This is a genomic window from Pedobacter sp. PACM 27299 (assembly GCF_001412655.1).
GTDB lineage: Bacteria > Bacteroidota > Bacteroidia > Sphingobacteriales > Sphingobacteriaceae > Pedobacter.
Window position 1 is genome coordinate 2,176,022 of sequence record NZ_CP012996.1, and the last position, 19,907, is coordinate 2,195,928.

At 40.0% G+C, this 19,907-nt stretch carries 20 protein-coding genes; 10 read left to right on the plus strand and 10 right to left on the minus strand.

The genetic code is table 11. The annotated features are described in order from the left end of the window. Positions 1-158: 158 nt before the first annotated feature. From AQ505_RS09090 to AQ505_RS09105, 4 genes are read right to left on the minus strand one after another with little or no spacing between them, the layout of a single operon-like run. Complete coding sequence (locus tag AQ505_RS09090; RefSeq protein WP_062547886.1) at positions 159-1,136, minus strand: YihY/virulence factor BrkB family protein; 978 nt, start codon at positions 1,134-1,136, stop codon at positions 159-161. Positions 1,137-1,145: 9 nt separating this feature from the next. Then, positions 1,146-1,553, minus strand: a complete 408-nt coding sequence (locus AQ505_RS09095; protein ID WP_062547887.1) for an acyl-CoA thioesterase — start codon at positions 1,551-1,553, stop codon at positions 1,146-1,148. Position 1,554: 1 nt separating this feature from the next. Beyond that, on the minus strand, positions 1,555-2,610 hold the full coding sequence (gene mltG / locus AQ505_RS09100; protein WP_062547888.1) for an endolytic transglycosylase MltG: 1,056 nt from the start codon (positions 2,608-2,610) through the stop codon (positions 1,555-1,557). A 16-nt stretch (positions 2,611-2,626) separates the two neighbouring features. Next, positions 2,627-3,397 (minus strand): PASTA domain-containing protein, encoded by a 771-nt coding sequence (locus tag AQ505_RS09105; protein ID WP_062547889.1) that lies wholly within the window; start codon positions 3,395-3,397, stop codon positions 2,627-2,629. 146 nt (positions 3,398-3,543) lie between these two features. Here AQ505_RS09105 and AQ505_RS09110 point away from each other — a divergent pair, with 146 nt between their 5' ends. Beyond that, a complete protein-coding gene (locus AQ505_RS09110; RefSeq protein ID WP_062547890.1) occupies positions 3,544-4,530 on the plus strand; it encodes a D-alanine--D-alanine ligase in 987 nt (328 codons plus the stop codon). A gap of 93 nt (positions 4,531-4,623) precedes the next feature. On the opposite strand, the gene AQ505_RS09115 is transcribed toward AQ505_RS09110, so the two are convergent. Both AQ505_RS09115 and AQ505_RS09120 read right to left on the minus strand, forming a co-directional pair. Beyond that, the gene (locus AQ505_RS09115) at positions 4,624-5,421 is read right to left on the minus strand and encodes a DUF3575 domain-containing protein (RefSeq protein ID WP_062547891.1); all 798 of its coding nucleotides are present in this window, start codon (positions 5,419-5,421) and stop codon (positions 4,624-4,626) included. A 44-nt stretch (positions 5,422-5,465) separates the two neighbouring features. Continuing rightward, positions 5,466-6,893 carry an MATE family efflux transporter gene (locus AQ505_RS09120; RefSeq protein WP_062547892.1) on the minus strand — a complete coding sequence of 476 codons (1,428 nt, stop codon included), beginning with the start codon at positions 6,891-6,893 and terminating at the stop codon, positions 5,466-5,468. A 1,208-nt stretch (positions 6,894-8,101) separates the two neighbouring features. On the opposite strand from AQ505_RS09120, the gene AQ505_RS09125 reads away from it, so the two are divergent. Further along, entirely contained in the window at positions 8,102-8,542 is a 441-nt protein-coding gene (locus AQ505_RS09125; RefSeq protein WP_062550941.1) for an Hsp20/alpha crystallin family protein, read from the plus strand. A gap of 85 nt (positions 8,543-8,627) precedes the next feature. On the opposite strand, the gene AQ505_RS09130 is transcribed toward AQ505_RS09125, so the two are convergent. Next, entirely contained in the window at positions 8,628-9,047 is a 420-nt protein-coding gene (locus AQ505_RS09130; protein WP_062547893.1) for an acyl-CoA thioesterase, read from the minus strand. A gap of 166 nt (positions 9,048-9,213) precedes the next feature. Between AQ505_RS09130 and rpsO the strand changes: the two genes are divergently transcribed. The 6 genes from rpsO to AQ505_RS09160 all read left to right on the plus strand — a co-directional run bounded on the left by rpsO (position 9,214) and on the right by AQ505_RS09160 (position 16,114). After that, positions 9,214-9,519, plus strand: coding sequence for a 30S ribosomal protein S15 (gene rpsO, locus AQ505_RS09135; RefSeq protein ID WP_062547894.1), 306 nt, complete (start codon positions 9,214-9,216; stop codon positions 9,517-9,519). 116 nt (positions 9,520-9,635) lie between these two features. Then, on the plus strand, positions 9,636-11,783 hold the full coding sequence (gene pnp, locus AQ505_RS09140; RefSeq protein ID WP_062547895.1) for a polyribonucleotide nucleotidyltransferase: 2,148 nt from the start codon (positions 9,636-9,638) through the stop codon (positions 11,781-11,783). Between the two features lie 94 nt (positions 11,784-11,877). Next, positions 11,878-12,546, plus strand: a complete 669-nt coding sequence (gene rpe / locus AQ505_RS09145) for a ribulose-phosphate 3-epimerase (RefSeq protein WP_062547896.1) — start codon at positions 11,878-11,880, stop codon at positions 12,544-12,546. Positions 12,547-12,790: 244 nt separating this feature from the next. After that, on the plus strand, positions 12,791-13,855 hold the full coding sequence (gene serC / locus AQ505_RS09150; RefSeq protein ID WP_062547897.1) for a 3-phosphoserine/phosphohydroxythreonine transaminase: 1,065 nt from the start codon (positions 12,791-12,793) through the stop codon (positions 13,853-13,855). A gap of 13 nt (positions 13,856-13,868) precedes the next feature. After that, complete coding sequence (locus AQ505_RS09155) at positions 13,869-14,819, plus strand: D-2-hydroxyacid dehydrogenase (RefSeq protein ID WP_197286338.1); 951 nt, start codon at positions 13,869-13,871, stop codon at positions 14,817-14,819. Between the two features lie 50 nt (positions 14,820-14,869). Further along, positions 14,870-16,114 carry a DUF1015 domain-containing protein gene (locus AQ505_RS09160; protein ID WP_062547898.1) on the plus strand — a complete coding sequence of 415 codons (1,245 nt, stop codon included), beginning with the start codon at positions 14,870-14,872 and terminating at the stop codon, positions 16,112-16,114. A gap of 27 nt (positions 16,115-16,141) precedes the next feature. Here AQ505_RS09160 and AQ505_RS09165 read toward each other — a convergent pair whose 3' ends face one another. From AQ505_RS09165 to AQ505_RS09175, 3 genes are read right to left on the minus strand one after another with little or no spacing between them, the layout of a single operon-like run. After that, positions 16,142-16,681 carry a hypothetical protein gene (locus tag AQ505_RS09165; RefSeq protein WP_062547899.1) on the minus strand — a complete coding sequence of 180 codons (540 nt, stop codon included), beginning with the start codon at positions 16,679-16,681 and terminating at the stop codon, positions 16,142-16,144. A 16-nt stretch (positions 16,682-16,697) separates the two neighbouring features. After that, on the minus strand, positions 16,698-16,982 hold the full coding sequence (locus AQ505_RS09170; RefSeq protein ID WP_062547900.1) for a putative quinol monooxygenase: 285 nt from the start codon (positions 16,980-16,982) through the stop codon (positions 16,698-16,700). Between the two features lie 10 nt (positions 16,983-16,992). Continuing rightward, on the minus strand, positions 16,993-17,772 hold the full coding sequence (locus AQ505_RS09175) for an SAM hydrolase/SAM-dependent halogenase family protein (RefSeq protein WP_062547901.1): 780 nt from the start codon (positions 17,770-17,772) through the stop codon (positions 16,993-16,995). 102 nt (positions 17,773-17,874) lie between these two features. On the opposite strand from AQ505_RS09175, the gene AQ505_RS09180 reads away from it, so the two are divergent. Further along, positions 17,875-18,846 (plus strand): PhoH family protein, encoded by a 972-nt coding sequence (locus AQ505_RS09180; RefSeq protein WP_062550943.1) that lies wholly within the window; start codon positions 17,875-17,877, stop codon positions 18,844-18,846. A gap of 38 nt (positions 18,847-18,884) precedes the next feature. After that, a complete protein-coding gene (locus AQ505_RS09185) occupies positions 18,885-19,838 on the plus strand; it encodes a phosphoribosylaminoimidazolesuccinocarboxamide synthase (RefSeq protein ID WP_062547902.1) in 954 nt (317 codons plus the stop codon). Positions 19,839-19,907: the final 69 nt, after the last annotated feature.

Here is a 19,907-nt window from a genome sequence, read left to right on the forward strand (position 1 = left end):
GCAGTGGCCTGGAAAAGCGGGTTCTTTGCATTCGATAGAGATGATGTTCCTACTGTGGAATTGAAGATCAAAGGAATAAAACACAGATAACCCCAATAAATAACCTCTATAATTACAATGAAAAGCCTGTGGTTAATTCCGCAGGCTTTAGTTGTTTTCTATCTTTCCGTCCGATCAGGCGCAGTACCGTGTTTCTTGAACAAATTGTAGCTTGGACGCAGGATTTTTACACTTCTTTTCGACAAGTCTACACTTGCATTCAGCTCAAAACCCACCAAAAGAATCAAGGAATTCAGATAAAGCCAAATCATCAATACGATTAAAGTACTAATGGAGCCATAGATTTTATTGTAAGAACTAAAATTGTCTATGTAAAAGGAAAATCCCCAAATGGTCAGAAAGGCAAGTATAGTGGCTAAACAAGAACCTGGACTAAAGAACTTCCATTTCTTAACATGAGAAGGTCCGTATTTGTAAAGAATGGAAATGGTCACAAAATAGAGGATCCCTAACAGGGCCCATCTGCTGAGCTGGATCAAATACACCATAAAGCTCCCATGAATGTTCAGTTTCTTTAAGAGGAGCACCCCGATCGTCATGGCAACGATGCAAATAATCACGGATAGGGCAATGGTAATTGTTAACAATACGGCGATCAAACGCTGTTTTAACCAGCTCCGGCTTTCGATGATTAAGGACGACTTATTAAAGGCCATCATCAAGCTGTGTACGCCATTTGTCGCAAAAAACAAGGATAGAAAGAATCCAAAGGACAGCAAGCCCCCGTTCTGCTTGTTGACAATCTCATTTAAGGTCGCTTCAAAGGCTTTGTAGGCATCTGCAGGTAAAATCAATACAATCAGTTCCATCAGTTGTTTCTGGAAGCCTATGCGCTTTGGTATAAAGGGAATCAGGGTAAATAAAAAGATGATCGCAGGAAATAAGGCCAGCATAAAATTATATGCCAGGGAAGAAGCCTTATTCACCAAAGAATCCTTCCCGATCTCGGTGAAGAAAAAACTGGCAACAGTGTAGAGGGGCAGCGGACTGAAACCAGGAAGTATACATACTTTGGTCCAATCTATAAACAAAGCGTAAATCCTGATTTTTAGTAGTTGCTTATGTACCCACTCCATCTATCAAATTTAATTAAAAAATACCTTTAACTTCTCCATGAAATCCTCAGGAGGGGAGCAAGGTTTGTTTTTTGCCATATCGACAAACACCAGGGTAGTTTTGCCAATATTGATCAGCTCAGCTGCCTCATTATATAGTTCGTATACAAAATAGATACGGACTCCTGGAAGTTCATGTATGGTGGTTTTAATGGTGATTTCCTGGTCATACAGTGCAGGTTTGATGTACTTGCAGTTCAGCTCTAAAACAGGCATCATTACGCCGCTGCTTTCCATACTGGCGTAATCCATGCCTAAGCTTCTCAACATTTCCACCCTTGCTACTTCATAATATTCCGCATAATTGCCGTAATATACGTAGCCCATCTGGTCTGTCTCACCGTATCTTACCCTTACTTTCGTGCTGTGTGTAAACATCCTATTTGTAAATATTACGTTTGTTCAAAGCTTCTCTATATTTTTTCGCATTGATCTCATGTTCCTGAACCGTCACTGCAAAATTATGGTAACCAGAGAAGTCTTCCTTGGCACACATATAGATGTAATTGTTGTCGTCTTTGTTCAATACAGCATCGATAGCATTGATACTAGGCATCATGATTGGCCCTGGAGGTAAACCAGCATATTTGTAAGTATTGTATTTAGAAGGAACCTGTAATAGTTTATTGGTTACCCTTTTTACCGTGAAATCATCGTTTGCAAAGATTACCGTTGGATCTGCCTGAAGCAAAATTCCCTTTTTTAACCTGTTCAAATATAATCCAGCGATGATTGGCATCTCTTTGTCGTATAAAGCCTCCGCATCTACGATAGAAGCCAATACAGAAACCTGAATAGGGCTTAGGTTTAATGCCGCAGCTTTACGCTTACGCTCATCATTCCAGAACTTCGCATATTCTTTTTGCATTTTCTCGAAAAACTCAATCGGCGCAATGTTCCAGTACATTTCGTAAGTATTTGGAATAAACATCGTATAAATGTTTTCTTTATTGAATCCGTACTTCTCAATTAACGCTGCAGAATCCAGTACGTTGATGAAAGCTAAGGAGTCAGCTTCCAGATTTTTTGCCAGATAACCAGCAAAATCTTCTTTCTTCCTGATGTTCTGGAACTTTAATTTCACAGGGTCCTGGTTACCAGCTTTCAGCATGTTCACCAAAGTTCGGTTGTTCATTCCCTTGCTCACTTTATAGCGACCAGGTTTCAAGTTTTGTGCAAGATCCATCTTTGCAGATGCCTGACTAAAAGATCCGATATCTGTTAATATATCTTTCTTGCGGATTTCCTCAAATAGGTCATCTAAATGGCTTCCCGTTCTTACATACACGTATTTTTCCTTACCAGTGATGTTAGGCGCAAAAAACACTTTGTAGAATTTCAGGCCAAAATAACCACCAACTACCAATGCAACCAGCAAGCTGGCCAATATTACTTTAGTACTTTTCTTAAAGCTTTTCTCGTTTTCGTTTGACATATAATGAGGCTAATAATTACTTTTTATTGGACAAGGTAATGTTTACTGGGGTACCGATTTTAACTTTCGTTACGGAATCCGTTAAAAAAGGATCCTGTTTTACGATCACTGCATTTGCTGTATCCGTAATTTCGCCTTCATAATACACGTTTCCTAAACTCAGCATCGCGCCATTCTTTAAGGCAAATCTCGCTTCATCCATCGTTAATCCAATTAATGAAGGGATATCCACTTCTTCGTTTCCTCTTCCATCACCTAAAACTAAATCAATCCTGGATCCTTTAGGCATGGATTCTCCAGCTTTAATCGGCTGTCCGCCAAATAAAGCTTCCAATACTACGTCTCTGGCCTGATCGGATTTATAAGTAGTATCTCCCAGTTTTAGTCCGAAACTCTCAATCAAAGCTTGTGCCTGTCTCAAAGGTTTAAACTCTATATCCGGAAATTTAACATTCGGAGCCATAGCTACATTTACAGTTAAATAAATAGTACGGTTGTCTTTTACAAAAGTGCTGGCTTCAGGATCCTGGTCGATTACAATACCTGGAGGCGAATCCATTACAAATACGGAATCTACTTCGTAACGAAGTCCCAGTGCTTCTAACTTGCTCACTGCCTGCGTGAAAGATAGTCCTTTGACTGCCGGAACATTTAAGCCCTGACCATGTTTGGTGTAATATCTTAAACTAAAGAAAGCCGCCAGGATAATGATCACTACCGTAACTATCGCAGCAATGATGTTGGTTCTAAAGGATTTAGTCTTTAGGTAAGATATAAATTTGCTCATAGGGATTTTCTCTTCAATATGGTATATCGCCCAAATTTAGGCTAAAAAAATATTTTATTGGAATTAAAATGACATCTGGGCCAACTAATTTATATTTGTGCTTACAATTGACTTATTACTTTGAATAGGTTTTAACACGCTTAAAAATGAAGAAAACATTAGCATTACTAACCGGTGGGACCACAGGTGAATGGGTCATCTCGGTTAAAAGTGCCGCCACTATCGCCCAAAATCTAGATGCCGATAAGTTTGATGTTTATAAAATCATGCTCAGTCAGCAAGGTTGGTTTTATGAGCCGGCAGACTCAGTGAAAATTGAAGTAGACAGAAATGACTTCTCCTTAAACATTAAAGGTCGAAAAGTTACTTTTGATGGGGTTTTTATTGCCATTCATGGCTCCCCAGGTGAAGATGGTAAATTACAAGGCTATTTCGACATGCTAAACCTTCCTTATACCGCTTGTGATGCGCTAACTTCTGCAATCACAATGAATAAAGGATATACCAAAGCAATTGTTCAGGGCATAGAAAATCTACATGTAGCAAAGTCTGTGCAAATTTTCAAGAATGTTGCTTACAATGTAGAGCAAATCAAAAGAGATCTTAAAATTCCTTATTTCGTTAAGCCAAATAATGGCGGAAGCAGCATAGGGATGAGCAAAGTAAAACATGGTGCTGATCTGGAAAAAGCAATTGAAAAAGCTTTTAAAGAAGACGATCAGCTGCTGATTGAAGAGTTTATTTCCGGTAGGGAATTTACAGTAGGGGTAGTGAAATTGGATGGCAAACTAGTTGTGCTTCCAGCAACAGAAGTGGAAACTGCAAAAGAGTTTTTTGATTTTGAAGCCAAATACACTCCTGGAGTAGCTAAAGAAACTACGCCGGCTCCAATCAGACCAGAAACGAAAGCCAGAGTAGAGCAAATTGCCAAAGATGTGTATATGAAGCTAAACTGCAGTGGCGTGGTGCGTATAGATTTTATCCTAACGGAAGATGAAGGTGATTTTTACTTCATTGAGGTCAATACCATCCCAGGACAAACCGCTACCAGCTTTATTCCTCAGCAAGTAGCCGCAGCGGGAATGAAACTAAATGATTTTTATACCAAACTCCTGAAAGAAACGATAGGTTAATCCCAATGCAAAAGATACAAGACTATAAAAAAGGGGCGCTGCGGAATATTCCGCAGCGCCCCTTTTTTATAGTCACAGCAGTCGTTTAATGTCTTAGAAACGGTAGCCGATACTCAAGCCAGATCTTACTCCTGCCCATGGACCACTAAAATCAATTTTAGCACCATTGCCGTCTACCGTAGATTTTGTGTGCACTAGAGGAAGATCATCCAGATCCGTCAAGGCCTCTCTTAATGCTTTTTGTTCATCATCACTCAATGCTTTCTTACCAGAAATACTGCCAGAAGCAGATCCGTAATTAGGACCTAAAATCCACCAATCCAGATAAATTGCTTTACTCAGTTTCCATTGCGCACCAAAAAGCACTCCTGCTGTCAGGGTACTGATACTGCCGTCCATGTCAATTCTATCCTTAATTGTTGTACTGCTTGTGCCATTACTGAAAGTAGCTTCGTAATGGTATGGAACAGCCACATTGTACCTTGAATACCTTGCAAATGGTGCCACGTAAAAGCCACGGAATACATTCTGACCTACATAATACCTAAACTCTGGCGTGATCGCGAAGTTGCCGGTTTTGAAATCCTTAATGCTTTCCCAGGTTTTATCGTCATCAATCAGACTTTTGAAAGTAGAACTGAAGGGAACATGAGATTTTGGCATCATCCTGAATCCTAAGGAAACAGACATTTTCTTGCCCACAGCACGTTCATACTGGAAGGAATAAGTCTTTAAAGCTACAGCCGCCACATTCCATTTTACCAGGTTTTTAGATTCCGTGTTTTCCTCGTCCTGACTTGTATTGGTCTGCTGGGCGAAACTATTGGTCGCTGAAAAGCTAAGTGCCGCCACACCGCAGATGAACATGGTTTTAGTAAAGGTTTTTTTCATATTAATATTAGTTTTGAGTGGACTAAATTATATATTTTATGGAGTTAAACCTGAATAGTTTTCCACCTTCCCTTTTTAAATAGGATATATCCCACAATGGCGATGCCTACCTCTGCAACAGGGATCGCAATGAATACCCCGGTAGGGCCCATCTCAAAGTGTTTTGCCAATAAAAATGCCAATGGAATCTGAAATAACCAGAACCCGAAAAAGTTAACCCAGGTAGGTGTCCAGGTATCGCCAGCCCCGTTAAACGTGCTAACCAGCACCATTCCGATGCCATAAAAGATATAACCCAGGCTCATAATCTGGAGCGCATGAAGTGCAACCTCTTGTACCAATTGATCATTAGTGAAAAAAGAGATGAAATAATAACCGCCAATGAAAGTAAAGGCCATCACCAGTACCATATAGACTACAATGTATTTTGCAGTTTTCATCACCGAATCTATCGCGCGCTGCAAGTGTTTTGCCCCTAGATTCTGACCTACCAAAGTTGCCGCCGCATTACTCATCCCCCAGGCAGGGAGCATGAAAAACATCATCAGCCTTAAAGCAGTTTGATAGCCGGCAGAGCCATGATCACCACCTGTAGTGGCTACCAACTGTGCTAAGAAGATCCAGCTGCAGGAAGCAATAATGAATTGGAATATACCAGGCGTAGCAATCTTTAATAAGGCCTTCATTTGCTCAAAATGTGGCTTTAAGTAGGATAAGTGCACCTTTAAAAGTCCTTTGCCGCTTACCAGATGCCAGATTTGATACCCTACACCCATACTTCTTCCTATAGTGGTGGCAATGGCTGCACCAGTTAAACCAAAAGCAGGGATAGGACCCAATCCGTTGATCAGAATAGGACATAGAATGATGTTGGCAATATTTGCGATCCATAGACTTTTCATGGCTATAGCCGCATTTCCTGCGCCTCTGAAAATTCCATTGATCAGGAAGAGCAATACAATGATCACACTTCCACCCATCATGATCTGAGTAAAATGTGTTCCATGAGCGGCGGTTTCTGCAGAAGCACCCATCAGCATCAGGATGTCAGCAGCGTAAATTACCCCTAAGACGCTAATGATGAGGTTAAAGAAGACGGCGATCAGGATCGCCTGAACACCTGCTTTTGTTGCCGCCTCCGGGTTTTTCTCCCCGATTCTTCTCGCTACTACCGCAGTTGCAGCCATACTCATTCCGATAGCTAGAGAGTAAATAATGGTCAATACCGATTCTGTTAATCCTACAGTCTGTATCGCGTGACTGCTATTGGGCAGGTGTCCTACAAAATATAAGTCTACCAGTGCAAATACAGATTCCATTGCCATTTCCAACATCATCGGAATGGCCAATAAAAGCACCCCTTTACGGATACTTCCCTGCGTAAAATCAAGGTCTTCGCCTTTTAAAGCTTGTTTTAAAAGTGATATAATCCTAGATAGCTTGCTCCTTGAAGCTGCTTGTGGTGCTGACATATAAAAAGAAAAAAAATTAAGAAATAAACCTATATCAGCATTGAAATGCTGATGTTTTATCGTTAGTAAGGAAGGGAGTCCTTGGTTTTTAGAACCTAAAACGGACGTGAAATACTATCATCGTATTGCGGTTTTGTAAATTCAAATATAGTTTTTTTATTATTAAATCCTTAAATATTTTATATGCTGCAATCGAATTCGCTTTGGGAAATTTTCATTAATCTTACGCCCATTATAATTCAACTAGGTAACACGTTATTGAAATGAAAATTACCGATGTAAAAGTTTGGCTGGTAAAAGGCTTTAAAGACCAATTGGCCGGGAAGCCCAATCGTCTATAGCTCGGCAAAATATGTGGGCGAGCGCATCATTGGTCTGGATCCCATGCGGCCAGATTTTATCTGGATCTGAACTGGATGGGGTCTTTCGGCGCAAGTATTTGTGCTATTAGTGGCATCGACATGGCCTTACTTGATCTGAAAGGAAAAGTATTGAAACGCTATAGGAAATGTTGTTGTGGATCATTTCATGATGGTAACTGGTTTCCAGTTTATTTAAAACACATCTTTATATGGTCGACTCAAAGAATATAAGGGTAGCAAAAAGAATCTATTGATACTTTTGAGGAGTATTTGAGCAAACTTGATATTGGTAAAATAGAAGTGTTGAAGCTAGAATTAGCGTAGCAGAATATAACCATTGGGCAAAGTGACTTCTTAATTCAGTACCTTTATACCTTAAAACAATTGCAAATAAGTTTTCTAAAATTCTGTTAAATTTAATATCCTGAACAAAGGAACATTTACTTATGCTTTAGTACAATAGCGCCATTCCCAAGTATTGGGGGAGGGATTGGATGTTGGGCTAGTAGTTTTTTTCTTGATCGCAATAAAATAGAATTCATTTATCCTGAAAGATTGATTTGTTTGAAATTCGCCTATCCTGATGTTCCTTAGAAGACGATAAAATTTTATAACACTGTAACTTGACTCAAGATTTAGATATAGAATAGGTGGCTGAAAATCAGCTGACTTTTTTTCTTTAAATCTGTCAATTTTTCCCTCAAAAACTGAAAAATTTTCAGAAAAAACTTTTTCAATGCATTCACAAACCCTGTTTTTAGAATTTGGCACAGCAGTTGAAATATGCCAGGTGTATTTAATTTTTTAATTGATAGATCACAGTCTAAAAATAAAGGAGGATTATATATGTCACTAGTAAAATTTAATAATGGAGCAAAAAACACTGAATTAATGAACGATTTCAATGATGTTCTCGGTTCAATATTTACCGATGCTTTATTGCCAAATCACCTGATTACTAAAATGCCTGCTGTGAACATTAGTGAGACTAATGATCAGTACCACATTGAAATGGCGGTTCCAGGTTTGAAAAAAGAAGATTTTAAAGTGAACCTGGAAGGAGATGTATTGACCATCTCTGCAGAAGTTAAAAAAGAAGAGAAAAAAGAAGATAAGCAATATAAGAAACAAGAATTCAGCTATACTTCTTTCTTACGTTCTTTCACCTTGCCTGATTCAGTAGATGTTGCAAGTATTAATGCAACCTATAATGATGGTGTATTGGTGATTGAAGTTGCTAAAAAAGAAGAAGCTAAAAACGCAGTTCGTCAGATTGAAATTAAATAATTTGTTTTGAAAAGATTATCTAATAATTAATAGCTCATCTGGCTTATTCAATCCAGCCTTCATCCCTAATAGGGTGAAGGCTTTTTTATATACTGTAAGCCTGAATCATCTCTTCTGTTACTTTACAGCCTTTTCCAGTTTTCGTGTCGATCATCACATAATCAAACCAGCCATCAGCAGCAATCTTTTTGGTACGTTTGTTTTCCATTTCGAACTGTACCCTGCAGCCTTTTTCATTGATCGTTAAGATTCCGGTGCGGATCAGAATTACATCCCCTAAAATCAGCGGGCGTTTAAAGTCTACATGCGCAGTACGTACTACCCAGCCATAACCACTTTCCAGGAAAGACTCCATAGACATCTTGTAAAATTCTTCCATCTGGTCGTAACGTGCAGAGAGTACATAGTCGAAATACTTACTATTGTGCACATGCTGGAACATATCTATATCATCTGGGCGTACTTTTAATTCAGTTTGAAATATGCTGTATTCGTTCTTTTCCATGTTTTCTACGTTCTGCGTCAAAAATAAGGTTTAGATTTTGATATATATTGGTCTCCTGTGCTAAATTGAACCGATATGACAATTGTTTTTTTTGCGATTCACTAAAACTTAAACTATCTTTGCACACAATTAATTAATCCATACACACTTTAGTATCATTCAAGAAATGTATTTAAGTAAAGAAAAGAAAGCCGAAATCTTCAAAACACACGGCGAAGTAGAAACCAACACTGGTTCTGCTGAAGGTCAAGTAGCATTGTTTACTTACCGTATTGCACATTTAACTGAGCACTTAAAGAAAAATCGTAAAGATTTCTCTACTCAGTTATCTCTACAAAAATTAGTAGGTAAACGCCGTGGTATTTTGGCATATCTATTTAAAAAAGATATCAATCGTTACCGTGCTGTTATCAAAGCTTTAGGCTTAAGGGACATTATCAAACCTTTAGGTTCAACTAGAGACAGCAAATAAGCGTTATAATATCAGGAAAAGCCATTCTTAGGGATGGCTTTTTTAATTGAATAATAAAATTAACATATATAAATCAGGTGTGTAGAAAGAGGAAAACACACCACAACACTCTTTAAATGAATGTAATAAAAAAATCGTTCGACCTGGGCGACGGAAGAATTATCGAAATTGAAACAGGAAAATTAGCAAAACAAGCTGATGGTTCTGTAGTTGTTAAAATGGGAGACACCATGTTATTAGCTACTGTAGTATCTTCAGTAGGTGCTAAAGCGGGTGTAGATTTCTTACCATTATCAGTAGATTATCAAGAGAAATATGCTGCCGCTGGCCGTATTCCTGGAGGTTTCTTACGTCGTGAAGCAAGATTGTCAGACTATGAAGTTTTAATTTCTCGTTTGGTTGACCGTGCTTTACGTCCAATGTTCCCTGAAGATTACCACTCTGATACTCAGGTGATGATCTCTTTGATCTCTTCTGACAAAAATATTATGCCAGACTGTTTAGCTGGATTAGCTGCTTCAGCTGCACTTGCAGTTTCAGATATCCCTTTCAACGGGCCGATCTCTGAAGTACGTGTTGCTAAAATTGACGGTAAATTTATCATCAACCCTTATGTAAGTGATTTAGAACGCGCAACTATGGAATTCCTTGTTGCCGGTACTGAAAGCGATATCGTGATGGTAGAAGGTGAAGCTGATGAAATCTCAGAAGCTGACATGGTGGAAGCAATTGAGTTCGCTCATAAAGCCATCGTGATTCAGGTTCAAGCTCAAAAAGAATTAGCTGAATTAGTAGGTAAGACGGTTAAACGTACTTATTCTCATGAAAACAGTAATCCTGAGTTGAGAGCATCAGTATTCGCAGCTACTTACGATAAAGTATATGCAGTTGCAAAAAGCAATACAAGTAAAGGTGAGCGTACTGACGCTTTCTCTGCTATCCTTGCTGAATTTGTAGCTACTTTAGGTGAAGACATCGATGATGTAACTTCATTCTTAGCTAAAAAATATTTCCATGATGTACAGTATGATGCAATTCGTAACCTGGTATTAGATGAAGGAATTCGTTTAGACGGTCGTGATGTGCGTACCGTACGTCCAATCTGGTCTGAAGTAAGTTACCTTCCTTCTGCTCACGGTTCTGCAGTTTTCACTCGTGGTGAAACTCAAGCATTAACTACAGTTACTTTAGGTTCTAAAGACGACGAGCAAATGATTGATGGAGCATTCATCAATGGGTATAACAAATTCTTACTACACTATAACTTCCCTGGATTCTCTACTGGCGAGGTTCGCCCGAACAGAGGTGCTGGTCGTCGTGAAATTGGTCATGGTAACTTAGCCATGCGTTCATTGAAGAAAGTATTACCAGGATTAGAAGAAAACCCATACACGATTCGTATCGTTTCTGATATCTTAGAATCTAATGGTTCTTCCTCTATGGCAACTGTTTGTGCTGGTACATTAGCATTAATGGATGCAGGTATTAAAATCAAAGCACCAGTATCTGGTATCGCTATGGGATTAATCACTGATGAGAAAACTGGTAAATATGCGATCCTTTCAGATATCTTAGGTGATGAAGATCATTTAGGTGATATGGACTTTAAAGTAACTGGTACTGAAAAAGGTATCGTTGCTTGTCAGATGGACTTAAAAATCAATGGTTTGAAATGGGAAGTTTTAACTAACGCCCTTAACCAAGCTAAAGATGCTCGTTTACACATCTTAAACGAAATGAAGAAAACGATTTCTGCACCACGTGAAGACTACAAAGATCACGCGCCACGTATCGTTTCTCTAACAATTGATAAAGAATTTATTGGTGCTGTAATCGGCCCAGGCGGTAAAATTATCCAGGAAATGCAACGCGAAACCGGAGCATCTATCTCTATCGAAGAAGTAGGTAACAAAGGTATCGTTGAAATCTTTGCTGATAATAAAGCGGCTATTGATGCTGCAGTAGGTCGTATCAATGCGATTGCTGCTAAACCAGACATAGGTGCTACTTATGATGGTAAAGTGAAATCTATCATGCCATTCGGTGCATTCGTAGAAATCATGCCAGGAAAAGACGGATTATTACACATCTCTGAGATCGACTGGACTCGTTTAGAAACGATGGACGGTGTGTTCAAAGAAGGTGATAGAATTCAAGTGAAACTTTTGGATATTGACAAACAAGGAAAAATGAAACTTTCTAGAAAAGCTTTATTGCCTCGTCCAGCTAAACCAGAAGGAACTGCAGAAAACACTCCTGCATAATTTCACAAAACAATGCTCAAAACCCCGCAATCTGCGGGGTTTTTGGTTTAAAAGGCTTTATTTCTTTATATTTACCTAAGAATAAAACGATCCTATGAAACACCTCATCGCCCCATCTGTACTTTCTGCTGACTTTGCAAACCTTCAAAGAGATATTGAAATGATCAACTCCAGTGCCGCAGATTGGTTCCATGTGGATGTGATGGATGGCGTTTTTGTGCCGAATATCTCTTTCGGATTTCCAGTCATGGAAGCGATTAAGAAATATGCAACCAAACCATTGGATGTACATTTGATGATCGTTAACCCTGATCAGTATATTGAGCGTTTCGCGGAAGCAGGTGCCGCAGTGATCACCGTGCACTACGAAGCCTGTGTACACCTTCACCGTACCGTACAAGCGATTCATGCGGCAGGATGTAAGGCTGGCGTAGCGATTAACCCGCATACGCCTGTGGCCCTGTTAAAGGATATCCTTGCAGATTTAGACCTGGTCCTGGTGATGTCGGTAAACCCTGGTTTTGGCGGACAAAAGTTCATTCCCAATACGCTCAACAAGCTGAGAGAATTGAAAGCAATGGCCTTGCGATTGAACCCGGATCTGATCATCGAAGTAGATGGTGGGGTAGGGATTCATAACCTCGGAGATTTAATCGAAGCAGGTGCTGCGGCATTTGTTGCCGGTAATGCCATCTTCGGCGCCTCAAACCCAATGGAAATGATTGCCGATATGAAAAATCTGAAAACTTTGCCTAGCGCCTAAAAGCACCAATATACCCTGCTTTTTTAATATTACTATTATAGGTTTAAACTCGCCTCCAGGACGACTAACCGCTGTTTTCTGCACAGCGAGCCGTTCAGGTATTTCAATTTTTATTCGAACTTCCCCTCCGCTAATTCTTTAACTGGCAGGTGTTTTAACGCCTAAATCTTTATTAAGTTCAAAAATTAGAATCATTAAATCATATAAAATATTACATTTACAATCAATAAAAATAAACATAAAAATGAGACATAATTTCGGCGCTGGACCCTGTATCCTACCACAGGAAGTTTTCAAGCAAGCATCACAAGCAGTACTTGATTTTAAAGACGGCTTGTCTATTCTGGAGATCTCACACCGCACACCTGAATTCGAAGGTGTTGTGGAAGAGGCCGGAAAGTTGGTTAAAGAATTGTTAAATGTTCCTGCCGGTTATTCCGTTCTCTTTTTACAAGGTGGTGCGAGTTTGCAATTTGCAATGGTTCCTATGAACTTATTGCCTGAAGGCCAAACCGCCAGTTATCTGGAGACAGGAGTATGGGCAAATAAAGCGATCAAAGAGGTCGTTAATTTTGGAACTGCAAATATTGTAGCTTCTTCAAAATCATCAAACTATACTTTCGTTCCTAAGGGGTATAACATTCCTGAAGATAGTGCTTATTTTCATTGTACTTCCAACAACACCATTTATGGAACGGAAATGTTCGAATTGCCGGAAACAAAAGTTCCTGTAGTTTGCGACATGTCTTCTGACATTATGAGCAGAGTGATCGACGTAGCTCAATACGATCTGATCTATGCGGGTGCACAGAAAAATATCGGCCCTGCCGGCTTAACTGTAGTCATCGTGAAAGACGAGATCTTAGGTAAATCAGGTAGAAAGATCCCTTCTATGTTAGACTATAAAGTGCATATCGAAGGTGGTTCTATGTACAATACGCCTCCTGTATTTTCTATCTATGTAGCGATGTTAAACCTTCGCTGGTTGAAATCTAAAGGCGGTGTTGCAGAGATCGAAAAAGAAAACATTGCTAAAGCAAGAGCTTTGTATGCAGAGATCGATAGAAACCCATTGTTTAAAGGTACCTGTGCAGTAGAAGACCGTTCAAAAATGAATGTTTGTTTTGTGATGGAGAATCCGGAATTAGAGAAACCATTCTTGAAATTTGCTGAAGAAAACGGTATAGAAGGTATCAAAGGCCATAGAAGCGTAGGTGGTTTCAGAGCCTCTATGTACAACGCATTGCCGATTACCAGCGTACATACTTTAATTGAATTAATGCAGATTTTTGCAGAGAAAAACCAATAAAAATATATAATTGATGATCAAGATACTTGCCAACGATGGGATTGATCCTATCGGAAAAGCCTTATTGGAGCAAGCGGGTTTTGTAGTAGATACAGAAACCGTAGCCCAAGATAAATTAGCTGAAGCTTTACAGAATTACGATGCAATTACGGTACGCAGTGCCACAAAAGTTCGTCAGGAACTGATAGACCAATGTCCTAACCTTAAACTGATTGGTAGAGGTGGAGTTGGTATGGATAATATTGATGTGGATTACGCAAGAAGTAAAGGCTTAGCAGTCATCAATACCCCAGCAGCATCTTCGTTATCAGTTGCAGAATTGGTATTCGCACATTTGTTCACAGGTGTTCGTTTCCTGCAGGATTCCAATAGAAAAATGCCGGTAGAAGGTGATACTAAATTCAATGCCCTTAAAAAAGCATACGCTAAAGGTGTAGAATTGAGAGGTAAAACCATCGGTATTATTGGATTCGGTAGAATTGGAAGAGAAACTGCTACAGTAGCTTTAGGCTTAGGTATGAATGTACTGGCTTATGATCTTTTCCCTTTCGAAGGAAACCTAACTTTGAACCTTCAAGGTGGTATCAAAGTAGATATTCCAGTGAAAACAGTTTCTTTAGAAGAAGTGATCAGCAACAGTGATTTCATCAGTTTACATACGCCATTCGCAGACAAACCTATCTTAGGTGCAGCAGAGTTTGAGCAAATGAAACCAGGTGTTGGTGTGGTGAACTGCTCAAGAGGTGGTACCATCGATGAAGCAGCCTTAATTGCAGCTTTAGACAGTGGTAAGGTATCTTTCGCAGGTTTAGATGTATTCGACAACGAACCAACGCCAGCAGCAGCTATTCTTCAACATGCTAAAGTTTCTTTAACGCCACATATTGGTGCGGCAACTAATGAAGCACAGGAACGTATCGGTGTGGAATTAGCCAATCTGATGATTGAGCATTTTAATAAATAGCTTTTAATGAAGTGCCCTATGTGTTGGGCACTTCATTTCCATTTCCTTCTATGCCAAATATAAAGCCTTTTTGCGGACTAAAACCTGCAACACACCTGCAATCAAAGGTGGTCACCCGCCCATTGGAAAACTATGGGTCAGGGGAAGCACGATTGATCGCTTCTGAGAACAGCTGTAGCTTTTTACACCTGATCAATCCCGAACTGGACAATCCTTACCTCAGAGGAACCAGACAAGAACTGATTTTCAAGAAAATTGCAGAGAACTTCGAAGGGTTTTTGGAGCACCATTACCTGGAACGAGAAAAAGTACCAGTGATTTATGTGTATCAGGTAGTACATGACGGGCTTTGTCAGACAGGAATATGGACGCTCACACATATCAATGATTACCTGGAAGGCCGCATCAAAAAACATGAATCTACGGTAGAACGCAGAGAGAAATTATTGGCGGATTATTTGCAGCAAACTGGTTTGGATGCCAATCCAGTCTTAATTACCTACCATCCTGATCCCACCATAAATCGGCTGATTAAGAAGTACATCGCATTAAAACCTGCACTTGATTTTGTATTTGCTGATCAAACCGAACATCGGATCTGGGCCATTGATGATCCTCAGGACTTGGCCGAAATGGTGAGGGCTTTTGGAGCGATTCCTGCGGTTTATATTGCTGATGGTCACCATCGCGCCGCCTCCATGGCTAAAATGGGACTGCAAAAGCAAGCATTAAATGCCGATAAACATACTGGAACAGAACTCTATAACTATTTTACGACGGTATATATGAATACGGAAGAAGTAAAGGTTTTAGAATTCAACAGATTGATCAGGGACATGGGAAGGTTGAGCAAAGCTGATTTTATGAAGGCTTTAGCCGAATGTTTTGAAGTACTTCCTGTAACAGCAGCCATAAAGCCTGCTTGCCTGCATCAGATAGGAATGTATTTTGACGGACAATGGTATCTGCTCCAGCCAAAACCGGAGATTTACGACAGCAATAATCCGGTAGGGGTACTGGATGTCAGTATCTTACAGAATTTTATCTTAGCGCCAATATTAGGGATAAAAGATCCAAGAACGGACGCGCGGATTAACTTTGAAGGAGGACGGACTGCCGTACTTGAGTTGCAGGAAAAGGTGGATAATGGCCTGTTTGCCATCGCATTTACTTTATTCCCAACTTCAGTCGCCCAGGTGATTGCAGTGGCAGAAGCAGATGGAGTGATGCCACCGAAATCAACATGGGTAGAGCCGAAGTTTTTAGTCGGACTGCTCACTAATTATTTCAACTAGCGCATCAAATCAGGTCATTTATACAATTTAATGTGCTGTTTTGTTAGTCTTTAGCAACTCATTAAACAGCCCTTTTTTATAGCCAAAAAATACCATTCCAGCAATCAATAAACCTAAAAATGAAATAACATAGTAGTAAAAGGTCTTTCCCTTTTCTATGGTCGATATTTCCTGCTTTAAATGCTCATTCTGGTCTTGTAATTTCTTGATAGACAGCATGTAACTTTGAATCCTGCCGTTGGTGTTATTGGACGTGATGATCACATTTTTCACCTCCTGGTCTTTATAGTCCATCAGTACCTTTAGTTCCTTAAAAATGTTGTTATCATTCAGGACAATTTGTCTGAGTATCTCATTTGAGTTTTTAATATCTCTCTTGGTTTGGAAGCCAAATATTCCTGTCCTGGCATCCAGACTTTGGTCATATTGTCCGAACCTCGCACTTCGTTCTGCCAGTAAGGCATTGATTTTCAGTCTTTGCAGTTGATAAGCGCTGGTATCTACCCGAATGGCCGCCGCGTTGAAACTAAATCCAACGAAAAGCAGCAATAAGAAGTTTTTAATCATTTGTGTGTGTTTCTTTCTATGGTGCAAGCAAACTCCATGCCTCAGGTTTAGCTGCAAAGTGTGGTCTGATGCTGGTCCAGGTTTCCCTGAATAGGTTGGAGCGCCTGTAATCCTCCAGATGATCCTCATCTTCCCAGAGACTGATCGTAAAGAAAATGTTTATTTCATGCTGGTCTTGCAGCAGCTGAACCCCCTTGCAGCCTTTAAATGCAGCGATTTTAGGCTGTACAGCTTTAAAAGTCTCCTGAAACTCAGTCAGAAACTCCTCGTTAAATTGCATTTTGACCAGACGGGTAAGCATTATTGCAGGGTTATGGATGAAACTCTATTCGGATGATATCGTTGAGGTGCAAGCCCAATAATCCGCTCGCTTTTCCTTTATTAATAGCGATTTCCAAGTGGTTACTAATGCCAAAAAGGCATAGTTTTTCCCCCTCAGGAACCTCGTTATAATGCCAGCTGAGTTGAGTAATGGTTTCACTTTTTCTGAAGTATAAAGTGAAGTCCCTGTTGCGCTGTATTCTGGTGAATAATTCCTTGGTAATATTGGTGATGACGTTAGAAAAAGTGTCAATGTAAATGACACTTCCACGGATGATATCACGCTCAATAACAGGGTTTAGCAGCATGCGTTCCTCTATGCTGTCGGTAGGCATACCAATGTCTTTTAGCTTGCCTCCTTTAGCCAGGTGAATGGCTGCTTTTACAAAGATATCCACCAATGGGAAATGCAGGTATTTGAGGTCCTGCATAATGTTCAATTCCACAATTTCTTCCGGAATGTCTTCAAACAATAAAGAAAAAATCCCATTGTCGGCACCTACAAAAAAGTGATCCCTGTACTTTAAAGCAATATATCGGGTATTTTCACTAAAAACAGAATCGATGCCAATTAAATGCACTGTGCCTTTAGGGAAATAAGGGTATACATTTTTTAAAACGAATGCCGCATAAGAAATGTTGAAGGATGGAACTTCATGGGTCACATCAACAATATTGGCTGTAGGTAAGATGCTCAGGATACTGCCTTTCAGTGCAGCCTGATAAAAATCTTTTGAACCTAAATCTGTTGTTAATGTAATTATGGCCATTAAAAATTGAATATTTATTCTTATTCTTGCGTAAGCGGCAAATCGCCTACAAATATTCAATTTTTATATCAAAATATACACCTCTTACTAAAAAACAATATTTTGAACGAACTTAAATTAACATTAGAATCGGTAGATCCGGTACAGTTTTGGGGAGCTAATAATGAGCATTACGAGCTGATTAAGAACGCGTTTCCGAAACTTAAAATGGTGGCAAGAGGGATTGAACTGAAAGTGTTGGGCGATGAAAAAGAACTTAAAGTTTTTGAGCAGAAGTATATTCTTTTGTTGACCCAGTTGGAGAAATACCTCGCTTTGAGTTTAAATGATGTAGAATCTATCCTAGGTTCCAGCCTGAAGAGTACGACTCCTTCGGACAAAGAAACAGAGAAACCCGCAAACACAGGCGGCGGTGGTGAGGTCATCGTATTTGGGACGAATGGTTTAATGGTGAAAGCCAGGACCGCGAACCAGCGACGTATGGTAGACAGCATGGCGAAAAACGATGTTTTATTCGCGATTGGCCCCGCAGGAACCGGAAAAACGTATACCGCAGTCGCACTAGCCGTGCGGGCACTGAAAAATAAAGAAATCAAAAGGATCATTTTAACTAGACCTGCAGTTGAAGCAGGGGAGAGCCTGGGCTTCCTGCCCGGCGATCTGAAGGAAAAAGTAGACCCTTACCTTAGACCACTATATGATGCCCTGGATGATATGATTCCAGCAGAAAAACTGAAACAATATATTGAGAATAGAACCATAGAAATTGCCCCTTTGGCATTTATGCGTGGTAGAACACTCGATAATTGCTATGTGATTCTGGATGAGGCGCAGAACTCAACTGACCTTCAGCTGAAAATGTTCCTCACCCGGATGGGTCCTTCTGCTAAGTTTATTGTAACAGGAGATGTGACGCAGATCGACTTGCCGAAAAAGCAGATGTCCGGCCTGTTTAACGCCCTGCGTATCTTAGACGATATTCCTGGTATTGAAATTGTTTACCTGACGGGGGAAGATGTAGTGCGGCACAAACTGGTAAAAAGAATTTTACAAGCCTACGGCGATATCCAATAATTAAGAACAAATAACACAACAGCTCTTTGGCAAATACCATGACAGCAATTAAAGAAACCAATTTCAGCTTTCCAAAGCAAAGCAATTTTTACAAGGGAAAAGTGCGCGACGTATACACCATCAACAACCAGTTTATGGCGATGGTGGTGACCGATAGAATATCTGCATTCGATGTAGTTTTACCCGAAGCCGTTCCTTTCAAAGGACAGGTGCTCAATCAGATTGCCGCTAAATTTTTAAATGCGACCAAAGACATCGTACAAAACTGGGTAATCGATGTGCCAGATGAAATGGTGACCATTGGCCGTATCTGTGAGCCTTTCAAAGTAGAAATGGTAGTGCGTGGATACCTTGCAGGTCATGCCTGGAGAGAGTACAGCGCCGGTAAACGCAGTGTTTGCGGAGTAGCTTTACCAGAAGGACTGAAAGAAAATGATCAATTACCACAGCCTATTATTACCCCAACTACAAAAGCTGCAGTAGGTCATGATGAAGAAATATCAAGAGCAGATATTCTCGCTAAAGGGATTGTTTCTGTAGAAGATTATACAAAATTAGAAGCTTATACTTTAGCCCTTTATGCACGTGGAACAGAGATGGCAGCAGAACGCGGCCTGATCCTGGTAGATACGAAGTATGAATTTGGTAAAGTAGGTACAGAGATCTTCCTGATCGATGAAATCCATACCCCGGATTCTTCCCGTTATTTCTATGCGGAAGGTTATGCGGCACGTCAGGATGCAAACGAGCCTCAAAAACAATTGTCAAAAGAATTCGTACGTAAATGGTTAATCGAAAATGGTTTCCAGGGTAAAGACGGACAAGCAGTTCCAGTGATGACTCTAGAAATTGTAAACTCTATTTCTGAGCGTTATATTGAGCTTTATGAGCAGATTACGGGCGATACTTTTGTGAAAAACGAAGCCTCAAACGTAATTCAGCGAATCGAAGCGAATGTGACTAAATCCTTGAACCAGTTGCTGGGAAATTAATTTCCAGATATTAAAGGCTTTAAGGTCGAAGACAGCCAGCGGTTATGCCCATTTTTTTTGGCACCGCTG